Genomic DNA, 20,938 nt, shown 5'->3' on the forward strand with positions numbered 1-20,938 from the left:
TCAGTGAATAAACAGCAAGGCGATCGCGCAAGGTATCAAGATACCGAGACCAACCATCGGCCAGGTAAATGGCCGGTTGGCCGCGTGGAACTTCAAAATCAATAGCCCCGTCAGGCAAAACACGATGCAGGCGCCGGCAAAAATATCGATGAACCAGCTCCAGGCCACGCCAGTGTTACGGCCCTTGTGGACATCGTTGAGCCAGGATACCCAGCCCCGGTCCGTCAATTCATATTCGGCGGCCCCGTCTTCCAGGCCGATGCGCACCCAGGCGTCGCCGCCCGCCTTGGGCAGCGGCAGATACACTTCGTCGATCGACCATTCGGCGGGACGACCGCCCGCGTTGAGCGACCATTGCTGCCTGAGCCAGGCTTCGGCGGCGGCCGGCATGGGCGCATTGGCGCCATCGTGCTTGGCGGCATACGCAGCCAGTTGCGTGACGAGGGGGGCCGGCAATTGCGCCTTCTGGCGCGTGATAGCCGGCTTGGCTTCGATCTGGCCGGCGTGGTTCAGGGTAATGCCGGTGATGGCGAACAGAAACATGCCCAGCAGGCAAAGCGCCGAGCTGATCCAGTGCCATTGATGCAAGTTCTTCAGCCAGACGGCGCGGCTGGCGTTGTTCTTGGCCTTGTCTGCGGCGCCCGCATTACCCATCAAGCGCTCCCGGCAAGGAGCGAGCCAGGTGGCGCGACAAGTCAGTGTGCTTCATTCCCATCCTTCAATCAAAGTTCATGCGTATATTTTCAAACAAATGATAATGATTATCATTTATTAAGTCAATACATGGGGCGGCTCTCCAGGCCAGCGTTTTGTAACAGCGTTGAAACATGCACAGCGCCGCCCGCAGCATGCACCGCTACGTAAGCTGCCGTACAGAGCCGTCTGTCAAGTCCGCCTATGCTGTTGTTCAAGACAATCAACCAGGAGCAACCATGCAAGCGTATTCCAGCGAACAACTGGCCAGCATCGCGGCCAGGATCAAGGACGTCAAATTCGGCATGCTGACCACCAGCGACGACATGCGCACCCTCACCAGCCGGCCGTTAACGCAGCAGCAGGTCGACAGCGAAGGGCATATCTGGTTCTTTGTCTCGGACGAGGCCGCCTACACGCGCGACTTGCTGAACAATCCACAAGTCAATGTCAGCTTTGTCGACACGGGCGACAGCCTGTATGTATCCGTCTGCGGCCACGCGCAGCTGCTGAAGGACCGCGCCAAGGCCGAGGAATTGTGGAACCCGCTGATAAAAGCCTGGTTCCCGGGCGGACTCGACGATCCGAAGCTGTCGCTGATCAAGGTGACGATCCAGTCGGCCGAATACTGGGATAGCAGCGCCAGCAAAATGATGCAATTCTATGAAATGGCCAAGGCCGCCATCACTGGCGAGCCGCCGAAGGACCTGGGCGAACATGGACGGGTCGACCTGTAGCCGAGCATACCTGCGCGCCGGCAGAAAAGGCCAGCCGGCGTGCGCGAACACGCCTGGCGGCTGGCCCTGTGGGAATTGTCAGACGGTGAAGAAGGGAAGCTCAGACGCCGGTGCTGCCCGTGGTGTCTGGCGCATCATCGGCACTCTGCCGGCTCTGCCCGCCGGAAGTGGACTGATGATGGGGCAAGCGGTCGGCGCGCCGCACTTCGCCGATGGAAAACAGATCGTCGCCGATATCGAGGCCTTGCCCGCTATCGACCAGCACAAAGTTTTCGGCTGAGTCAGCCGTGCTTTGCTTGCTGCCCGCCGTGGTTGACGTGCCGCCCTGGCTATTGCCCGGTTGCGGCGTATTCGAGTTGCCCATTATCTTCTCCCTGATCATCCATGCGAGGTGACTGCGAGGTGACTGCCAGCTGATTGCACATTGGCGACGCAGCTCATTCATCATAGTCCATGCCTGCTGCATTGCATCAAAATTTTGCGGCAACCGGACAGATGCTGCCATGACCAGCGGCGTGCCTGCCGCTGGCCATGATCAGTGCGACTACTCATTACTACTTGCTAATGCTTGTTGCGCGACCCGGAGCTCGATCCCGAAGTGCCGCTTTGCTTGTTGCCACTGTCGCGGCTGCCTTCCTGATGCATGTTGGCATTCTCGCGCGCACCACCGGAGCCGGCGGCGCTTTGCCGGTTGGCATCGTTCTTGTGGCTTTGGCTGCCTGCGCGGCGTGCCTCTTCCGATGTGAATTCATGCGCCGTGCCCTTTTCATGCGCGGCACGTCCGCCTTCGCTGGCGATTTCGCGCTGCTGGGCGGGGTCCATGGAAGCGAAGCCCCGTTTGCTGGTATCGCTTTGCTTGTTACCGCCGCTGCTGCTACTGGTCTTACTACCTTGCTGTTTATTGTCGCGCGATGTGGCCATGATGATCTCCTTGATCGATGGAATCGGAAAACAGTGCAAACCATGCAATTCTTCCCCCTCGCATGGCAAGGGAACCCTCATCTTAGTGCGCATATAGGGCACAAGAAATAGGAGGATGGCAAGAGCGCATGTAGGATGAGTCCCGCCCACGGTAGCGTAGTTACTTTCAGTTTTCCACCAAAAGTACCAAACACTCAGCAGTTAGCGGGTAGCGGGAAAATCGCCGCGTCGGCCGTCACGTACACGCGCTCGCCAGCGGCCGGCTGCACCGCATGGCCCCCCGTAAAGGCGCCAAACGAGGGCAGGATGGCGCGCTGCCGGCCCAGCAGAAAACACGGCAGGCGCAAGCCGCCCCCATGTAGTCCCCTCCCTGTTGCGCGCAAGTGAAACACGGGATGCACGTGGCCCGCCAGCACATAGCCGGGCGCGACGGTATCCGGGTGATGGCAGAACGACAGATGGCCCACCTGCTGCGGTTCATCGACCATGCGTATCCCCAGCGCGGCGGCCGGATCGCCCGCATGCGCATCGTGGTTGCCGCGCACCACCGTCAGGCGCACCTTGGGATGGCGCGCGCGCCAGGCCAGCATGGCCGCCACGGTGGCGGGCGCATGCGCGGCGCGCGCGTGCAGGAAGTCGCCCAGAAAGACGATTTCCCCGCAGGCATACGTGGCCAGCAAGACGTCGAGCGCCAGCAGGTTTTGCGTGGTGGTGCCGCGCGGCACGGGTACGCCCAGCGCGCGGAACGCGGCCGCCTTGCCAAAATGGATGTCGGCGATGACCAGCATTTCGCGCGCCGGCCAGTACACAGCCTTGTGCGCCAGCAGCCACAGCGTCTCGCCGGCCAGTTCCACCACACAATAAGTTTGGCGCTGGTCATTCATGCGGCCGCCTTTTCCAGCGCGCTGACCAGCCGTGCCACCCGGTCCGACAACTTTTCTGTCGTCAGCTGTTCGCGGAAGCGCTCGACCATCAGGCCGAAGGCAAAGGGCGATGCCCGCTCCAACGCTTGCAGGGAAATCTGCCGACCATGCAACTCGCGCAAGGTGGCGCGCAAGCGCGTCAGTTCCAGTTCCTGTTCCAGCACTTCGCGCTGCGCCTGCGTGAGCAGCAAATTGGCCGCGTCGTGCTTGCGGAACACGTCAAAGAACAGCGAGGACGAGGCCTGCAACTGGCGCGCGCTTTTCGGCTGGCCCGGATAGCCCTGGAACACGAGGCCGGCGATGCGGGCGATTTCGCGGAAGCGCCGCTGCGACAATTCCGTCGCGTTCAGGCTGGCCAGCACGTCTTCCAGCAGATTGTCCGTGCTGAAGAGGGCAATATCGGCGCCGGTGGTGGCCGCCAGCAGCGGCGCAAATGCGATATCGTCCGCGCCCAGCAACTCAAAGCCGTAATCGTTGACGGCAATCGACAAGGTCGCCGGCCGCACGCGCGCGATGCGGTACGCCAGCAGGGACGCCAGGCCCAGGTGCACCGAGCGGCCCGCGAACGGATACACGAACAGGTGCTGGCCTTCGCGGCTGGACAAGGTTTCGAGCAAGAGGCTGGCACGCGTGGGCAGGCTGGACCATGTCTGCTGGATGGCCAGCAGCGGCGCCAGCGCGCGCATTTCCGGCCCGCTGGCACGCCCTTCTTGCGCCAGCTGCAACTGGTCCAGCACGGCATGCGCGAGTTCCGACGATAGCGGCATCTTGCCGCCCTGCCAGCGCGGCACGGCGCCGCGGCTGCCCGTGGCGCGCCGCACGTAGGCCGTCATCTCGTGCACGCGCACGAATTCCAGGATGCGCCCGCCAAACAAAAAATGGTCGCCCGGCTTCAGGCGCGCGATGAACGATTCCTCGATGCTGCCGATGCGTCCGCCGCCGAGGAACTTGACCTGGATCGCCGCCTCCGAGACGATGGTGCCGATGCTCATGCGGTGGCGCCGCGCCAGCGCCACGTCCGGCACGCGGTACACGCCCGCCTCATCGGGTAGCACGCGCCGGTATTCCGGATACACGGTCAGGCTTTGCCCGCCGCGCGCGACGAAATCGAGGGCCCATTGCCACTCGTCCAGAGTCAGGTGGCGGTACGACCAGGCGGCGCGCACTTCCTGGTACAGCGCCAGCGACGCAAAACCGCCGCCCAGCGCGATCGTCACCAGGTGCTGCACCAGCACGTCGAGCGGTTTGTCCGGCACGGACCGCGCTTCCAGGTGGCCCTGCGCCAAGGCAGCGCGGGCGGCGGCCGCTTCCAGCAATTCCAGGCTGTTGGTGGGCACCAGGGTGACGCGCGAAATGCGTCCAGGCGCGTGGCCGCTGCGCCCGGCCCGCTGCACCAGGCGCGCGATGCCTTTCGCGCTGCCCACCTGCAGCACCCGTTCGACGGGCAGGAAATCGACGCCCAGGTCCAGGCTGGAGGTGCACACGACGGCTTTCAGTTCGCCCGTTTTCAGGTGCTGCTCGACCCACTCGCGCACTTCGCGGTCGAGCGAACCGTGGTGCAGGGCGATCAGGCCCGCCCAGTCGGGCCGCGCATCGAGCAGGTGCTGGTACCACAGCTCGGCCTGCGAACGCGTATTCGTAAACACCAGAGTGGTGGCGCTGCCCTCGATCTCGGCGATCAGCGGCTGCAGCATCTGGATGCCCAGGTGCCCGCCCCAGGGAAAGCGCGTGAGGTTGACGGGGATCAAACTGTCGACGAGGATGCGCTTCCTGACCTTGCCTTCCACCAGCACACCGGCGTTTTCCTCGCCCAGCAAGACGTCCTGCGCCTGCTGCAAGTTGCCCAGGGTAGCCGACAGGCCCCACGTCATCAATGCGCCATTCCAGCGGCGCAAGCGGGCCAGGGCCAGCTGCACCTGCACGCCGCGCTTGCTGCCCATCAATTCATGCCACTCGTCGACGATCACCGTTTCCAGCAGGCTGAAGCGTTCCTGCGCATCGTGCTGGCTGAGCATCAGGGACAGGCTTTCCGGCGTCGTGACGAGCACCTCGGGCCAGGCCTTCGCCTGCCGCGCCCGCAGCGCGGCGCTGGTATCGCCCGTGCGCGCCTCGATACGCCAGCCGGGAGCGAGCTCGGCACCAGAGGCTTGCAGGGCGCGCACGGTGTCGGCCGCCAACGCCCGCATGGGCGTGATCCACAGCACGCGCAAACCCTGCTTGCGCCCCTTGCGCGCCAGCCGCTCGGCGCGCAGCAAGGCGCCGAACCAGACGGCATACGTCTTGCCGGAACCCGTGCTCGCATGCAGCAGGCCGGAGCGGCCCTGCGCGCCAGCGCGCCAGACGGCGCGCTGGAATGGAAACACCGTCCAGCCGCGCCCGGCAAACCACGCATCGATGCGCTGCACCAGCGCGCTTTTGCTCATGTGGTCTGGGCCAGCATGGCCTTCAGGGTGGCCAGCGTGTCCGCGTCGGCGATGGCCTTGTCTACACGCCGGCGCAGGATGCGGGGAAAGCGCACGGCGATGCCCGCCTTGTGGCGGCTGGACGCGGCGATGCCTTCGAAACCGATCTCGAACACCATCGTCGGCTGCACGCTGCGCACGGGGCCGAATTTTTCTATCGTCGTCTTGCGGATGGCAGCGTCGACTTGCGCGATTTCCGCATCCGTCAAGCCGGAATACGCCTTGGCGAACGGCACCAGCTTGCGCTCTTCACCACCCTCACCCCCCTCGTCATCCCATACGGCAAACGTGTAATCCGTATACAGCGACGCGCGCCGGCCGTGGCCCGCCTGGGCGTAGATCAGCACGGCATCGATGGCATACGGGTCGATCTTCCATTTCCACCAGGTGCCCACGTCTTTCGTACGGCCCACGCCATACGCGGCCGACACGGCCTTGAGCATCAAGCCTTCCACGCCGCGCGCCCGCGATTCAGCGCGGATGCCCGCCAGCGCGTCCCAGCTCGCTGCGGCGATGCGCGGCGACAGGCGCAGCGCGGGAGCATCCACCTGCGCCACGACGCTTTCCAGCAGGGCGCGGCGTTCCAGCTGGGGCAAATGGCGCACGTCCACGCCATCCATTTCCAGCACATCGTAGGCCACCAGCACGGCAGGCAGCTCGGCCAGCAGCTTGGGCGACACCGTCTTGCGGCCCATGCGTTGTTGCAAATCGGCAAATGGCGCCGGCACGTCGCCCGGCTGCCAGATGAGGATTTCGCCATCGAGCACGGTGCCCTCGGGCAAGACCAGCTGCGCCAGTTCGGGAAACCGCTCCGTGATCAATTCCTCGCCGCGCGACCACAGCCAGTTCACGCCCTCGCGGCGTAGCAGCTGGGCACGCATGCCGTCGTATTTCCATTCAGCAAGCCACTCACTGACGTCGCCCAGCGTCACCGGCTCCGCCTGCAAGGGGTGCGCCAGGAAGAAGGGGTAAGGCTGGCCGCCGCGCAGCGCATGTTCGCCCTCCGACTGCGCGGCGATCAGTTTGAGAAAGCCCGCGCCCGTGGGGCTGACCTTGCCATCGGTCCAGCCCATCAGGCGCTGGGCGATCAGCTTGCTGTCGACGGCGGCGATGGACGCCAGCGCGCGCGTCACCAGCAGTTTTGACACGCCCACGCGAAAGCCGCCGCCGATCAATTTGATCAGCAGGAAGCGTTCGCGCGTTTCCAGCTCGTCCCAGTAGGCCAGCAGTGCCGCGCGGATGGCGTCGGGCGCCGCGCCGCGCAAGGGCGCGATGCGCTGCTCGACCCACTCGGCCAGGCCGATATCGCTGTGCCTGGCGGGCGCGGGCAGGATCAGGGCGATGGTTTCGGCCAGGTCGCCCACGGCGTGATAGGCCTCGTCGAACAGCCAGGCGTCGAGGCCCGCCCTCTCGGTCGCGTACTCGCGCAGCAACTTGGTGGGCACGGCCTGGCGCGGCTTGCCGCCGGCCAGGAAATATACGGCCCAGGCAGCATTCTCGGGCGAGGCGCCGCGAAAATAGGCTTGCAGCGCCGCCAGCTTGCGGCTGGTGGCGGTGGTCTCGTCGAGCTCCGCGTAGAGCCGGGCAAAGTCACGCATGGGTGACGTCCTGCGCTGCCGTGGACGCACCGGGCGCACTGTCATCGGCTTCGTCATCGCCATACTCCGTCTCGAAGCCGCCCGCCTGCCAGCCGTTTTGCTGCAGCCAGCGCACCATCACGGCTATCGAGCCGTGCGTGACGATGATGCGTTCGGCCTGCGTGGCCTGGATGGCTTGCATCAGGCCGGGCCAGTCGGCATGGTCGGACAGCACGAAACCCCGGTCCACGCCACGCCGCCGGCGCGCGCCGCGCAGCAGCATCCAGCCGCTGGCAAACGCATCGCTGTAGTCGCCGAAGCGCTTCATCCACGGCGAACCGGCCGCCGACGGCGGCGCGATCACCATCGCCGTCTTCAGGGCCGCCTTGTGCGTGACGTCGCTCACCATGACGGTGGCGGGCAAGGCCACGCCGGATTCGCGGTAGACCTGCGTCAATGCCTGCGCCGCGCCATGGCAGATGATGGGGCCGATGCTGGCATCGAGCCCCGCCAGGATGCGCTGCGCCTTGCCGAAGGCATAGCAGAACAGCACGCTGGTGCGCCCTTCGGCCGCATTCCCACGCCACCACTGGTTGATGTCGTCAACAATTTCCTGCGGCGCCTGCCAGCGGTAGATGGGCAGGCCGAAGGTCGATTCCGTGATGAAGGTGTCGCAACGCACGGGTTCAAACGGTGCGCAGGTGGGGTCGGGCTGCAGCTTGTAGTCGCCGGACGCCACCCACACTGCGCCGCCATATTCCATGCGCACCTGGGCCGAACCGAGCACGTGGCCGGCCGGATGCAGCGACACTTGCACGCCGTGGTGTTCGATGCTGTCGCCATACGCGAGGGCCTGGATGGAAACGGCGCCCAGTCGCGCGCGCAGCACTTGCTCGCCGGGCGCGGCGCACAGGTAATGCCGGTGCCCGACTCTCGCATGGTCGGCGTGCGCATGCGTGATGATGGCACGTTCGACGGGTCGCCACGGGTCGATGTAGAACTGACCCGGCACACAATACAAGCCTTCCTTGCGCACCACCACCATGTCTGCCATGCCCTGCTCCCTCTGTAAAAAACGCATTGGAATGGACTGATTCTAGCGCTCTTGCGCCAGATCACTGTTCGACAGCGCACCATGGCCTCACGCGGGGACAGGGAATTGCGCCATGAAAGTAGGCGTGGTGTTTTCCGGAAAGGCAATGCTGACCTGGTCGCCCGCCACGGACAGCACGGTGCCGATCCGTTAGCGGGGCACGCGCACGCGGCTGCCGACGGCGATCCGGGGCACCGATGCTGGCGCCTCAGCAGGCGCTGGCGGTAACTCGTCCAGGGTGATGGGCGCGGCCAGCGCGGGCGGCGACTGGCAATTATCGCAAGTGCAGCAGCGCTCGACATCGCCGGTATCGCCAAAGTCATCGAGCAGCGGTTTGCAGCGGCACAGGCCACTTTGCGCATACGAAGGCGTGGCCGGCGAGGAGGCTTTCAAGCTGTAGCCCAGCTTGCGGTCCTGGCGCAGCAGCTTGCCGTCTTTCAAGAGTTTCAGGCACACCTTCAAGTGGCCGTCGGAAAACCCGTGCAGGATCGCTGCCAGCGCAGCGAAAGCACACCTGGCGGGCAATTCTTGCGCGGCCGCCACGATGCTGGCCAAATCGTCAGCCGTGGGATAGTGCTACGCCAGAATGAATTGCTGCACCCGCTGGTCTTCCTGGAAGTACAGCAAGGTGCAGTCGGCGGGCAAGCCATCGCGCCGCCAGGTCTTCGACGGCCTTGAGGGTGGCCGCATACACGATGCCCACGCCTGGTGTCTCGCGCAGCAGGCGCTGGATGTGTCGTCCAGACATGTACACTGAAGCATGCATCATTACCGTCCCGAAAGTAGCACTGCCGGCGCCGCGGCGCCAAGGTGCAGCTACTTTACGGCCGGGCCTGGCGCGCCGCCATAGGACGGGTGCCACAGCTGACGCAGGAATTCAGGAAGCAAACAGGATGGCCCAGAACAGCATCAGCAAACCGGCAATCGACACGCACCAGACGAGCGTGCGCACGACGGGCACGCCAAACGCGTACAGGGGCACATACAGTACGCGCGCGGCCAGGTACAGGGCGGCGCCGTACAGGGTCAGCGCGCTTTCCTGTGCCGTCACGTGGGCGATCAGCACGGCGGTGGCGAACAGGGGCAGGGTTTCGAACAGGTTCGCCTGGGCCCGCCGCAAGCGTCCCGTGATCTTGCCCACAGGCGGCCCGTCGCCGTCGCGCGCGCTCACGTTATAGGCCGTGCCCGTTTCGCGCGTGCGAAACAGCGCGGGCAGGAGGATTTGCACCAGCGCCAGCACCAGAGTACAGGCCAGCATCGTCAGTTCAGGGGTCATGCTTTACCTCTGCAGGGTGGGACAGGCAAGCCGTGCCAGCGCTTGCCCGTCAGGGTTGGTCGAGTGCCGCTTGTAACTCCAGCAAATCATAGGGCTTGCGCAAGACGCTGGCGGAAAAGCCCAGTTCATCCATCGATTCCTTGCCATAACCCGTGGAAAAGATGATGCGCATGTCCGGTTTATCGCGCAACACCATGCGTGCCAGGGCGATGCCGGACATGCCGGGCAGGCTGACATCCGTAAACAGGATATCGAAGTCTTGCTCGTTAAGCAACTCCCACGCCGCCTCGCCATCGGACACGCCGCTGACCGTGTGGCCCAGCATGCCCACCAGCTCGCACACCATCAGCTGCGAATCGAGATTGTCTTCCACCACGAGTATTTTCATCGATGTCGGCATATCCCCCTGCGGGACTAAAGCATGCCCCGTCAAATCCAGCCCCGGCGTGCCGCCTCCCAGCACGCTGGCCGCCGTGCTGCCGGCCGCCTGCATGCCAGCCACAGGCGCGCCGGACTGTTCAAACTGGCGCGCGCGCATTTGCTGCTGGCGATTGGCCAGCACATGGCGCAACTTGCGCGCCAGCTCTTCGCGCCGGTACGGTTTGCTGAGCAATTCCACTCCCGCGTCGAGACGCCCCTCGTGCACGATGACATCCTGCGCGTAGCCCGACGTAAACAGCACGGCGATATCGGGCTGCAATGCGCGCGCCTGAAGCGCCATCTCCGTGCTACTGACGGGACCGGGCATGATCACGTCCGTAAACAGCAAATCGATCTGCGCCCCGCTATGCAGCACGGCCAGCGCGCTTTCGCCATCCTCGGCCTTGAGCACCTTGTAACCGAGCGCGCCGAGCATGTCGACCACGGTGGTGCGCACGCCCACGTCGTCTTCCACCACCAGCACCGTTTCCGTGCCACCCGTGACGACGCCGCTCAATTCCAATTCCTCGTCCGCTTCGGCCATCAGGGAACGGGGCAAATAGATTTTGACTCCCGTCCCTACGCCAGGTTCACTGTAAATGCGAATATGACCACGGCTTTGCGTGACAAAGCCATACGCCATCGACAGGCCCAGGCCCGTGCCCGCGCCTTCCGGCTTGGTCGTGAAGAACGGCTCGAACGCGCGCTGCAGCACGGGGCCACTCATGCCGCGCCCCGTATCGGTCACCGACAGCATCACGAACTGGCCGGCCGGCACGTCGACCAAGTTGTGCACATACTGTTCGTCGAGCACGACATTACCCAGCTCGATGGTCAGCTTGCCCACGCCATCCATGGCATCGCGCGCATTGATGGCCAGGTTGAGGATGACGTTTTCGATCTGGCTGCGGTCGACCAAGGTATTCCACAGCCCACCGCCGCCCACCAGCACGATGTCGATCGCTTCGCCCAAGGCGCGCCGCAGCAGTGCATCCATGTTGCGCACCACGCGCGCCAGGTCGGCCACCACGGGTTGCAAGGGCTGGCGCCGCGCAAACGCCAGCAAATGCGACGACAGCTTGGCGCCCCGCTCGACGGCGGCAATCGCCGTGTCCAGGCGCTGGCGCATCAAGCCATCCGTGCCCGCCATGTGATGCAACAGATGCAAATTACCGGAAATAATTTGCAGCACATTGTTGAAGTCGTGCGCGATGCCCCCCGTCAACTGGCCCACGGCTTCCATCTTTTGCGCCTGGCGCAAGGCCTCTTCGGCCTTGGTGCGCTCACCCACTTCCTGTTCGACACGGTGTTCCAGCGTTTCGTTCAATTCATGCAGCGCTTTTTCCACGCGGCGCCGGTCTGTGATGTCCGTCTTGACGGCGATCAGGGAACGCGTATGACCCTGCTCATCGACCAGGCGGCTGACATTGCTCGACACCCACACTTGCGAGCCATCGGGCCTCAGGTAGCGCTTTTCCAGCGAGAACGACTCGCCCGTTTCCACCAGGCGCTGGAACAGCACGCTGTTGCCGGGCACGTCCGCCGGATGCATGATGTCGTTCATGTTTAGGCTCAGCAGCTCTTCGGCGGAACGCCCCAGCATGCAGCACAGGGCGCCGTTAACGCGCTGGAAAGTACCATCCAGACCCAGTTCGGACAAGCCCACCGAAGCCTGGCCGAAAATGGCGGCCATGCGCTCCTGGCTGGCGTTGAGTTCATCTTCGATGCGGTGCCGCTCCGTCACGTCGAATGACACGCCCACGTAGCGGCGCTGGCCCGGCACGCGGCCAGCCACCACCTCGCCCTGGCGCGCGATCCAGCGCAACGCGCCATCGGCGGGACGGCGAATGCGGTATTCCACGTATTCGAGGGGATTGGGCGCCAGGTCAAGCTTGCTGGGTCCGACCTTTTGCTGGTCGCGCGCATCGACCAGGTCCACCAGCAGGCGTTCCGTCACTTCTTCCTCGTCGGTAATGCCCCACAGGCGGCGGAAGGTGGGCGACACCAGCATCGCGCCCGTATCGGGGAACCATTCGAAGGTGCCGATGCCGCCCGCCTGCTGGGCCAGGCGAAAGCGCTCCTCGCCTTCCATGCGCTCGGTGACATCGATACCATCGACGAGGATGCCCGTGACCACGCCCTCGTCATCCTTGATGGGCTGGTAGACGAAGTTGATCTGGCGCTGCCCCGTCTGCCCATCCGCCGTCTGCAAATCCAAGCTGACCTGGCGCCCTTCGAAGGGCACGCCCGTGCGGTAGACCTGATCGAGCAACTCGATGAAACCTTGCGACTTGACTTCGGGCAAGGCCATTTCGACTGTCTTGCCGAGTAAATCGCGGTGCCCCACCAGACGCAGATAATGTTCATTCGCCAATTCGAACACGTGCTGCGGCCCGCGCAGCAGGGCCATGAAGCTGGGCGCCTGCTGGAACAGGGCGCGCAGCAGCGCGCGTTCCTCGCCCAGGCGGCGGTTGGCCGCGCGCACGGCCTCGCTCTCGATCTGCAAGGTGGTGTTGAGTTCGCCCAGCTCGGCCGTGGCCAGCTTCAGCTGGCGTCCCTCTTCCATGCGCGCCGTCAATTCCAGTGCCGTGCACAGCACGCCGTCCACCTGGCCACCGGCGCCATGCACGGGCGTGTAAAACAGGTCGAAACAGACGTCCGTGCGCTGTCCGTCACGCAACAGCGGCAGGCAGCACTCGCGGTGCACCTGCGTCTCGCCGCGCAATCCCGCTGCGAGGATGCGCGCGTTCCAGTCCCAGATCTCGGGCCAGACGTCGGGCACCGTGCCGCCCAGCGCCGCCGGATGGCGCGCCCCGGCGATCTGGATGTAGTCGTCGTTGTAAATCATCACGTGCTGCGGCCCCCACATCAGCACCATCGCCATCGGCGAATGGAGCAAGATGTCGACGCTGGTGCGCAAATGGGCCGGCCAGGACTCAAGCGCGCCCAGGCCGGTGGCGGACCAGTCGTGCCCGCGCACCAGCTCGCCCATGCTGCCGCCGCCGCGCGGCCAGGCTGGCGCGCTCATGTGGACAGTCCCGCTTGCACGCGCACCTGGCAATGGCGCGGGATGCGCACCGTTGCCAGCGTACCCTGCGCGGCCGTCGAACTGAGCTCGACACTGCCACCATGCGCCTTGACGAACATCTTCACCGTGTACAGGCCCAGCCCAAGGCCCTGCCCCATCCTGCGCTTTTCACCCGCTTGCTGGAACGGTTCGAACAGGGTCGGCAGCAAGGCGGCGGGGATGACGCCACGATTGGCGATGCGCAATTCAATGCTGTCGGCGGCGCGTCCGTCCAGGGCCAGGTGCACCGGCGTGCCCGCCTCGCCATGCGTGAGGGCATTGCATAACAGATTCGAGATGACTTGCGACAGCAAGCCCGCATCGCATTGCCCGTGCAACTCGCCGACACTGCTGAGCTCGACAAGCGGAGCCTGGCCGGCCGTCTCGCATTCCTCGACGATGGCGCGTGCCAGCGCCAAGTAGTCGTGCGTGCTGCTGCGCAACTCCATCGTGCCGGAACGGATGCGCGCCAGGTCCAGCAACTGGTCGACCATGCACGCCATGCGCTTGGCGCTGCTTTCGATGCGCTGCGCCGTGACGATGACCTTCGGGTGGTCGCTCATCATCGGCAACAGCATGGCGCCATTCATCACCACCGACAGGGGCGTGCGCAAGTCGTGGCCCAGCACGGCCGTGAACAGTTCATTGAGGTGCAGCGCATGCTTAAGCTCGTCAAGCTGGGCCGACAATTCGCGTTTCTGCTGGTACAGCTGGACCAGCACCGCCACCTTGCTTTGCAAGGCTTTCACGTCGATGGGCTTGTACAGAAAATCGACGGCGCCCGCCTCGTAGCCACGGAAACTATAACTGGGTTCGCGCGATGCGGCCGTGAGGAAAATCAAGGGGATGCCGCGCGTGCGTTCGCTGCCGCGTATCAGTTCGGCCAATTCGAAGCCATCCATCTGCGGCATTTGCACGTCGATCAGGGCCAGTGCCACTTCATGCGTCAACAGCAATTCCAGCGCCTCGGCGCCCGAGTTGGCCTTGAGGATGAGAATACCGGGCCGTGCCAGCACGGCTTCGGCGGCCACCAGGTTTTGCGCAATGTCGTCAACGACGAGGATATGGATAGGTGCGGTCACGGAATCATCTTCAAGCATCGCAACGGCAAGATGCCATCGTGTTTCGATATGGACATAAACATTGTTTCAATTCTCACATATATTACACGCACTGCTCGACTCCCACTCACTTGTGTTCGCCATCGCCGAGCAAGGCCAGGCTGGCAGCCATCTGCGGCAAATCGAGCACACGGTCGGCGCCGGCCTGCTTCAGCGCGGCGGCCGGCATGATGCCACAACTGGCCCGCTGTGGGTCTTGCACCCAGGCACTGCCGCCCAGCTGCCGCACGCGCGTCAGTCCCGCCGCGCCATCGGCCGAGGCCCCCGTCAGAATAATGGCCAGCATGGCACGCCGGTAGGCGTACGCGGCCGTTTCCAGCAAGACATCGATGGATGGGCGCGAAAAATACACGGGCGCTTCCTGCGACAGGGAAAAACAGCCCTCGGGTTCGACTTGCAGATGGTAATCGGGTGGCGCGAAATACACGACCCCCGCCTCCAGCGGCTCCTTGTCCTGCGCCTCGCGCAAGGGCAGCTGGCAACGTTCCGCATACAGCTGCGGCAACTGGCTCGAGCGGCCAGGCGCCAGGTGCAGCACCACCACCACAGTTGCACGGCAGGTGGCGGGCAAGGCGCGCAGCACGATGCCCAGCGCTTCCACGCCGCCGGCCGAGGCGCCGATGGCGATCAGGCGCAGGCCGGCAGGCGGTGGCGCGACGTCGCTGGTCGGCAGCATGTCAGGCACGCTGGAAGATGCGTACAGCCGGGCTCAGCTCGTTGAAGCTGGACGCATGCCGGCTGAAGTGCAGGCTTTCCTTCATGCCCAGGCCCAGGAAGCCCCGGTTCACCAGCGCTTCATGGAACAGGCCCAGGCTGCGGTCTTGCAAGTCTTTATTGAAGTAAATCATGACGTTACGGCAGGAAACCATGTGCACCTCCGAAAACACGCTGTCCGTCGCCAGGCTGTGATCGGCGAAGACGAACTGGCGCCGCAAGCGCCGCTCAAAGATGGCGCCCTTGTAAGCGGCCGTGTAATAGTCGGACAAGGAGCGCTTACCGCCCGCCAGCTGGTAATTCTCGCTGAACTGGGCAATGCGCTCGACCGGATAGATGCCCGCTTCGGCGGCGGCCAGCGCTTCCACATTGATGTCGGTCGCATAAATCATGCTGCGCTCAAGCAAGCCTTCTTCTTCCAGCAAGATGGCCAGCGACCACACCTCTTCCCCGCTGCTGCAGCCGGCCACCCATATCTTGATCGAGGGATAAGTGTGCAGGATGGGCACGACTTTTTCGCGCAAGGCGCGGAAATACGCGGGATCGCGGAACATCTCGCTCACTTGCACCGTGAAAAACTGCAGCATCTGCGCGAACATGGCCGGTTCGTGCAAGATGCGGTCCTGTAACTGCGACAGGCTGGCGCAGCCGAAGCGCTCCATGGCCTGGCGCATGCGCCGGCGCAGAGACGCCACGGAATAGTCGCGGAAATCGTGCTGATACCGGAGCAGTATTCCCTCAAGCAATAACTTCAGTTCTATATCAAAAATATCGTCATCTAACAACATCCACCTCATCGGATACCAGAGCGTTGGACACGGTGCACATTACACCTTGCACCGCGCAGTCACTGCCAAATGCTAGCAGATCGTCACCGATTATCCCGCAAGGAAAGTGTCTGTTAGGTACGCTGGCGTACACTGCGCCATCTTTTTCAGGCATCCACGCCCTTCATGCCTTCCGCCGTATAGCGCGCGCCCGCCGCCATGCCCAGGGGAAAGGCAGCGTTCATCGCCGCCAGTTCGGCCCCGTCCAGCCGCACGGCCAGCGCGCCGAGGTTATCGTGCAAATACGCTATGCGCTTGGTGCCGGGAATGGGAATGATGTCATCGCCTTGCGCCAGCAACCAGGCCAGCGCCAGCTGGGCCGGCGTGCAGCCTTTTGCGCGCGCGAGGTCCCTGACCTGCGCGACGATGGCCTGGTTGCGTCCCAGGTTATCGGCGGCAAAGCGGGGATTGAACTGGCGAAAGTCGCCCGCGTCGAGACTGGCCGCATCGGCAATGGCGCCCGTCAGGAAACCGCGCCCCAGCGGGCTGTAGGCAAAGAAACTGGCGCCCACGTCGCGGCAGGCGGCCAGCACGCCCTGCTCCGGTTCGCGCGTCCACAGCGAGTATTCGCTCTGCACGGCGGCCACGGGACAGATCGCCGCCGCGCGCCGCAAGGTTGCGGCGCTCACTTCGCACAGGCCCACGGCGCGGATCTTGCCCTCTTGCCGCAGTTGCGCCAGCGCCCCCATCGAGTCTTCCAGCGGGGTGTCGAGGTTCAGGCGGTGCAGGTAAAACAGGTCGATGGCGTCCACGCCCAGGCGCGCCAGCGAGGCTACACACGCCTGGCGGATGTAGGCGGGGGAATTGTCGACACGGCGCGCATAACTGCCCGCTTCGCGCGCCAGGCCGCACTTGGTGGCAACCAGGGCTTGCCCGCGATGGGCTGCCAGGAAGCGCCCCAGCAATTGCTCGTTGTGGCCGAAACCGTAGGCGTCGGCCGTGTCGAACAGGGTCACGCCCGCCGCCAGGGCCGCTTCTAGCGTGGCCAGCGATTGCGCCTCGTCCGTGGCGCCGTAGAATTCCGACATGCCCATGCAGCCCAGGCCCAGTGCCGAGCTGGTCAAGCCGCTATGGCCAATGCGTCGTTGTTGCAGTTGCATGTTGATCTCCCTCACGTTGACTCAATGCAGCCAGTCTAGGCCGCGCCGGCTGGCGGGGGAATGCGCAATTTCGTGATACCTTTCTGGTATGAGAGCCCTCGATACCCATGCCTTGAGCCTGTTTTGCGCCGTCGCCCGCTGCCTGAACTTCCGCCAGGCGGCGGAGCAATTGCACATGACCCAGCCGCCCCTGTCGCGCGCCATCAAGGCGCTGGAAGAGCGGCTGGGCGCGCGCCTGTTCGAACGCGACACGCAGGGCGTGGCCTTGACGCAGGCGGGCCATAGCCTGCTGCCGCAGGCCCTGCACATCCTCGCTTTGCTCGATACCGCGCAAGCGTCGCTGCAGCGAGACAGCGCGCCCGAGCGCCTGCGCCTGGGCCTGACGAGCTCCGTGGCGGCCTGCCTGTTCCGTCCGCTGCTGGCGGCGCTGGAAGGGCAATTGGGCAATGTCCGCCTGGAACTGACGGCAGCCCCGTCGCCGCGCCTGGTCGCGGCCGTGCGCAAGGGCCAGCTTGACGCGGCCCTGCTTGCGCTACCCAGCGCCACGTTCGAACTGGCCGTGCAGCCGCTGGCGCGCCAACCCATGATGCTGGCCCTGCCCGCCGGCCACCGGCTGGCAAAAAAGCGCAAGCTCAGCCTGTTTGATATCGCCGATGAATCTGTCTACTGGTTCGAACGGGCGCGCCAGCCCGCCTTCTTCGACCATTGCCAGGTCGTTTTCCGCCGGCATGGCTTCGCGCCGATTTTCCTGCGCGAAGCGCCCGACCACCATGTGCTGCTCGGCGACGTGGCCGCTGGCAAGGGGATGGCCCTGCTGGCCGACTCGTTCCGCGCGCTGCGCCTCGCTGGCGTGCTCTACCGGCCATTGGTCGAAGGCGAGGAACTGGCGGCCGGCATCGGCCTGGCCTGGCGGGAAGAGCACGGCCATGTGGCCCTGCCCCTGCTGCGCCGGCTGGCGCAAGACCATCTGAAAAAGTGAGGGCCGCGCGCAGATGCGCCAGACGCGCTACCATGGCGCCTTCCCCATTTTCGAGCGCCACCACAACCATGACGTTTACCATCAGCGACGCCGCCTACGGCACCGATACCCCCGCAGCCAAGCAAGCCATGTATGCGGACCTGCGTTTGCAGCTGCAAGGCTTGCTGTCGGGCGAAAGCGACTTGATTGCCAATACGGCCAACTTCAGTTCGCTGGTCTTCAACACCATGCCTGGCCTGAACTGGGCCGGCTTTTATTTCCTCAAGGGCGAGGAGCTGGTACTGGGACCGTTCCAGGGCAAGCCGGCCTGCATCCGCATCAAAAAGGGCCGCGGCGTGTGCGGCACCACCGTGGTCGAAGGCAAGTCCATCGTCGTGCAGGATGTGCACGCGTTTCCCGGCCACATCGCCTGCGACGTCAATTCACGTTCGGAACTGGTGGTGCCCGTCTTTGCGCATGGCCAGATCATCGGCGTGTTCGACCTCGACAGCCCTTTGATCGGCCGTTTCGACGAGGTCGACGCACAGGGCGTCGAATCGCTGGTGCGCGTGCTGGAAGCGGCGATCGCCGCAGAGTAATCAGTTACCGGACTTGACGGCGATGAATTCGCCCTTGCCGACAGTCGCCATGCAAGTCGTGTAGCGGCTGTCGGCGCGGATGGTGTCAAGGAACTGCGCCATGTCCGCGTAATGCGAACTGGCGTTGTCGACCACCAGCACGCCGCCAACCGCCAGTACGCGGTCCAGCTGCGGCCACCACTGCGCGTATTGCTGGCGCGCGGAATCGAGGAAGATCAAATCGTAGGCGCCATCCAACGCATCGCGCAGCACGTCGCCCGCGTCCGCCAGCAACTGCCCTATCACGCCCTGCAATTGCGCGCGCACAAAATTGGCATGCGCCATGTCGAACTTGTCCTGCGCCTTTTCCACCGTCACCACGCTGCCGCCCAGCGCCTGCGCCGCGCGCGCCAGCCACAGGGTGGAATAACCGTTCGAGGTGCCGATCTCCAGTACCCGGCGCGCACCGTGCGCGTGCACCAGCACGGCCAGCAATTCGCCCGTGTCGCGCGTGATGTTGAGCATGCGGCTGGCGCGCTCCACATGCGCCGCATCGTTGCTGCTGCCAAATGCTTCGAGTTCACATAATAGGGTATCGAGGGTATCGAGGGTATCGATGTCCGGCATGATGACTCCTTGTTCAAAACACCAGCATAGCACTAGGCGCTGGCGCGGCGCAGGGGACGTTTCAGGTATTGCACCATCACCACACCCAGCAGGGTCACGCCGCCGCCGATCACATCGTAGCTGTGCAAGGTTTCACCGAGGAACAGCATGGCGATGATTACCGTAAACACGGGCAGCAGGTTCATCAATGTCGTCGCGCGGCTGGGACCCAGCTTGGCCAGGCCATGCATCCACAAGAACGGCGCGATGATGGACGCGGGGATGCCGGCAAACAGCACCAGCGGCAAGCCGGCGCTGGTGACGGGCGGCGCGGACTGGCTCAGGTAATACACGAACAGCACGGGCACGGCGCACCAGACCTGGATCAGCAGCGAATGCCAGTTATTCAGGGGAATCTTCCAGCGCTTGAGCAGCACGCCATAGCCCGCGTACGACAAACACGCCAGCAGCATCAGGGCGTCGCCCACGGCCGCGCCATGGGCGATCAGGGCGGCCGGGTCACCATGGCTGAGCAAGTAGCCCAGTCCCAGCAGCGACACGAGGCCGCCAACCACCCCGCCCACGGTGGGCGCCTCTTTCAACAACAGTACGGACAGGCCCACGGCCAGCAGCGGCATCAGGGAGGCGAGGATGCCCATGTTGGTAGCCGTCGTCGTTTGCGCGGCGATGTAGGCCAGGCATTGGTACATGACCATGCCCAGCATGCCCAGCACAAACAGTTTGCCCAAATACGGTTTCACCACGGCCCGCTGCTTCCACACGGCGCGGCCAAACACCAGCGCCAGCAGGACGCCGGCCAGCAGCCAGCGGTAAAACGAGATGGCGGCCGGATCGATCACGCCCACGGCCATCTTGCTGACGATGGTATTGATGGCCCAGATCAGCACGGCGATCACGGGAAACAGATAATGCTTGGCTTGCATGCGAAGAACTCCATTATTCAATGAGCGCCATTTTCGCATGGTCCGATTCCATGGATATAATGCATACCGGACAAACGATGCGAAGAACAGGACAAAACGGGAGACACGATGGCCAGCAACCAGCATTTCCCCGCCATTTCCGACGCCCTGCCCTACCCCGTGTATTTTCGCCTCGACGACTATCACGCGCACCAGCAATTCGATTACCAGAGCCATCCCTGGGGCCAGCTCACGTATTGCTCCACGGGCGTGATGGAAATCATGGTGGCGGGCCAGCGCTACCTGTCGCCACCCCAGTACGCCGTGTGGATACCACCCGAGACCTTGCACGACGGCTATATCCGCCAGGATGTGGTGTTTCACTCGGCCTATATCGATGCCAGCCTGTGCACGCAACTGCCCACGCAACCGTGCGCGCTCGTCCTCAGTCCCCTGCTGAAAGCCATCCTCGGCGACTTTGCCGAACGGGGCGTCACCACGCCCGCCACCTTGGCCGACCAGCGCCTGGCGCAGGTGCTGGTCGACCAGTTACAGCTGGCGCCGTGCAGCCGCAACTATCTGCCGGGTAGCGACGAGCCCGTCATCGCGGCGCTGCTGGCGGCCCTGCAGGCGGACCCTGGTAGTAATCGCTCACTGGCCGAGTGGGCCGCGCAATTGCATGTGACCGAGCGCACCCTGGCGCGCCGCTGCCAGCGCGAACTGGGCATGCCGTTCGGCGAATGGCGCCAGCGCCAGCGTTTCCTGGCCGCCCTGCCCCTGCTGGAACGGGGCGACACCGTGCAGGCGATCGCGCTGGAACTGGGTTACAGCACGGCCTCCGCCTTCATCGCCATGTTTCGCCGCCAGAGCGGCGGCACGCCGGACCAGTTCCGCCGCGGCCTGCGCTGAAAAACGTGGCCTAAGCTGCATGTTTTCCAGGCA

Annotated in this window: 20 protein-coding genes; 4 read left to right on the forward strand and 16 right to left on the reverse strand. The window is 64.4% G+C overall.

Annotated features, from left to right (window positions below):
• Window positions 1–654, reverse strand: coding sequence for a PepSY-associated TM helix domain-containing protein (locus tag ACQ4WS_RS18615; RefSeq protein WP_436478560.1), 654 nt, complete (start codon window positions 652–654; stop codon window positions 1–3).
• A gap of 278 nt (window positions 655–932) precedes the next feature.
• Between ACQ4WS_RS18615 and ACQ4WS_RS18620 the strand changes: the two genes are divergently transcribed.
• Complete coding sequence (locus ACQ4WS_RS18620; RefSeq protein ID WP_436478561.1) at window positions 933–1,430, forward strand: pyridoxamine 5'-phosphate oxidase family protein; 498 nt, start codon at window positions 933–935, stop codon at window positions 1,428–1,430.
• Between the two features lie 100 nt (window positions 1,431–1,530).
• On the opposite strand, the gene ACQ4WS_RS18625 is transcribed toward ACQ4WS_RS18620, so the two are convergent.
• From ACQ4WS_RS18625 to ACQ4WS_RS18685, 13 genes are all read right to left on the reverse strand, one after another.
• On the reverse strand, window positions 1,531–1,794 hold the full coding sequence (locus ACQ4WS_RS18625; RefSeq protein ID WP_436478562.1) for a hypothetical protein: 264 nt from the start codon (window positions 1,792–1,794) through the stop codon (window positions 1,531–1,533).
• Window positions 1,795–1,991: 197 nt separating this feature from the next.
• Window positions 1,992–2,351, reverse strand: a complete 360-nt coding sequence (locus ACQ4WS_RS18630; RefSeq protein ID WP_436478563.1) for a KGG domain-containing protein — start codon at window positions 2,349–2,351, stop codon at window positions 1,992–1,994.
• Window positions 2,352–2,545: 194 nt separating this feature from the next.
• Window positions 2,546–3,235, reverse strand: a complete 690-nt coding sequence (gene pdeM, locus ACQ4WS_RS18635) for a ligase-associated DNA damage response endonuclease PdeM (protein ID WP_436478564.1) — start codon at window positions 3,233–3,235, stop codon at window positions 2,546–2,548.
• Window positions 3,232–5,697: a ligase-associated DNA damage response DEXH box helicase gene (locus tag ACQ4WS_RS18640; RefSeq protein WP_436478565.1), complete on the reverse strand. Its 2,466-nt coding sequence runs from the start codon at window positions 5,695–5,697 to the stop codon at window positions 3,232–3,234. Before ACQ4WS_RS18640 ends, pdeM begins: the two co-directional genes overlap by 4 nt.
• Window positions 5,694–7,334 (reverse strand): ATP-dependent DNA ligase, encoded by a 1,641-nt coding sequence (locus ACQ4WS_RS18645; RefSeq protein ID WP_436478566.1) that lies wholly within the window; start codon window positions 7,332–7,334, stop codon window positions 5,694–5,696. The genes ACQ4WS_RS18640 and ACQ4WS_RS18645 overlap by 4 nt, the downstream gene beginning before the upstream one ends.
• On the reverse strand, window positions 7,327–8,367 hold the full coding sequence (locus ACQ4WS_RS18650; protein ID WP_436478567.1) for a ligase-associated DNA damage response exonuclease: 1,041 nt from the start codon (window positions 8,365–8,367) through the stop codon (window positions 7,327–7,329). Before ACQ4WS_RS18650 ends, ACQ4WS_RS18645 begins: the two co-directional genes overlap by 8 nt.
• A gap of 189 nt (window positions 8,368–8,556) precedes the next feature.
• Window positions 8,557–8,949, reverse strand: coding sequence for a hypothetical protein (locus tag ACQ4WS_RS18655; RefSeq protein ID WP_436478568.1), 393 nt, complete (start codon window positions 8,947–8,949; stop codon window positions 8,557–8,559).
• 334 nt (window positions 8,950–9,283) lie between these two features.
• Window positions 9,284–9,682 carry an MAPEG family protein gene (locus ACQ4WS_RS18660; RefSeq protein WP_436478569.1) on the reverse strand — a complete coding sequence of 133 codons (399 nt, stop codon included), beginning with the start codon at window positions 9,680–9,682 and terminating at the stop codon, window positions 9,284–9,286.
• Window positions 9,683–9,731: 49 nt separating this feature from the next.
• The gene (locus ACQ4WS_RS18665) at window positions 9,732–13,130 is read right to left on the reverse strand and encodes a hybrid sensor histidine kinase/response regulator (RefSeq protein WP_436478570.1); all 3,399 of its coding nucleotides are present in this window, start codon (window positions 13,128–13,130) and stop codon (window positions 9,732–9,734) included.
• Window positions 13,127–14,251, reverse strand: a complete 1,125-nt coding sequence (locus tag ACQ4WS_RS18670; RefSeq protein WP_436478571.1) for a hybrid sensor histidine kinase/response regulator — start codon at window positions 14,249–14,251, stop codon at window positions 13,127–13,129. The genes ACQ4WS_RS18665 and ACQ4WS_RS18670 overlap by 4 nt, the downstream gene beginning before the upstream one ends.
• A 106-nt stretch (window positions 14,252–14,357) precedes the next feature.
• Window positions 14,358–14,966: a chemotaxis protein CheB gene (locus ACQ4WS_RS18675; RefSeq protein WP_436478572.1), complete on the reverse strand. Its 609-nt coding sequence runs from the start codon at window positions 14,964–14,966 to the stop codon at window positions 14,358–14,360.
• Between the two features lies 1 nt (window position 14,967).
• Window positions 14,968–15,801, reverse strand: a complete 834-nt coding sequence (locus ACQ4WS_RS18680; protein WP_436478573.1) for a CheR family methyltransferase — start codon at window positions 15,799–15,801, stop codon at window positions 14,968–14,970.
• 137 nt (window positions 15,802–15,938) lie between these two features.
• The gene (locus ACQ4WS_RS18685; RefSeq protein WP_436478574.1) at window positions 15,939–16,931 is read right to left on the reverse strand and encodes an aldo/keto reductase; all 993 of its coding nucleotides are present in this window, start codon (window positions 16,929–16,931) and stop codon (window positions 15,939–15,941) included.
• An 88-nt stretch (window positions 16,932–17,019) separates the two neighbouring features.
• Here ACQ4WS_RS18685 and ACQ4WS_RS18690 point away from each other — a divergent pair, with 88 nt between their 5' ends.
• Both ACQ4WS_RS18690 and ACQ4WS_RS18695 read left to right on the forward strand, forming a co-directional pair.
• Window positions 17,020–17,910, forward strand: coding sequence for a LysR family transcriptional regulator (locus ACQ4WS_RS18690; protein ID WP_436478575.1), 891 nt, complete (start codon window positions 17,020–17,022; stop codon window positions 17,908–17,910).
• A gap of 68 nt (window positions 17,911–17,978) precedes the next feature.
• On the forward strand, window positions 17,979–18,488 hold the full coding sequence (locus ACQ4WS_RS18695) for a GAF domain-containing protein (protein WP_436478596.1): 510 nt from the start codon (window positions 17,979–17,981) through the stop codon (window positions 18,486–18,488).
• Here ACQ4WS_RS18695 and ACQ4WS_RS18700 read toward each other — a convergent pair whose 3' ends face one another.
• On the reverse strand, window positions 18,489–19,094 hold the full coding sequence (locus ACQ4WS_RS18700) for an O-methyltransferase (RefSeq protein WP_436478576.1): 606 nt from the start codon (window positions 19,092–19,094) through the stop codon (window positions 18,489–18,491).
• 32 nt (window positions 19,095–19,126) lie between these two features.
• Window positions 19,127–20,017, reverse strand: coding sequence for a DMT family transporter (locus ACQ4WS_RS18705; RefSeq protein ID WP_436478577.1), 891 nt, complete (start codon window positions 20,015–20,017; stop codon window positions 19,127–19,129).
• 108 nt (window positions 20,018–20,125) lie between these two features.
• On the opposite strand from ACQ4WS_RS18705, the gene ACQ4WS_RS18710 reads away from it, so the two are divergent.
• Window positions 20,126–20,905, forward strand: a complete 780-nt coding sequence (locus ACQ4WS_RS18710) for an AraC family transcriptional regulator (protein WP_436478578.1) — start codon at window positions 20,126–20,128, stop codon at window positions 20,903–20,905.
• Window positions 20,906–20,938 lie beyond the last annotated feature (33 nt).

The organism is Janthinobacterium leeuwenhoeki, from assembly GCF_051380795.1.
Taxonomy (GTDB): Bacteria; Pseudomonadota; Gammaproteobacteria; order Burkholderiales; family Burkholderiaceae_D; genus Janthinobacterium.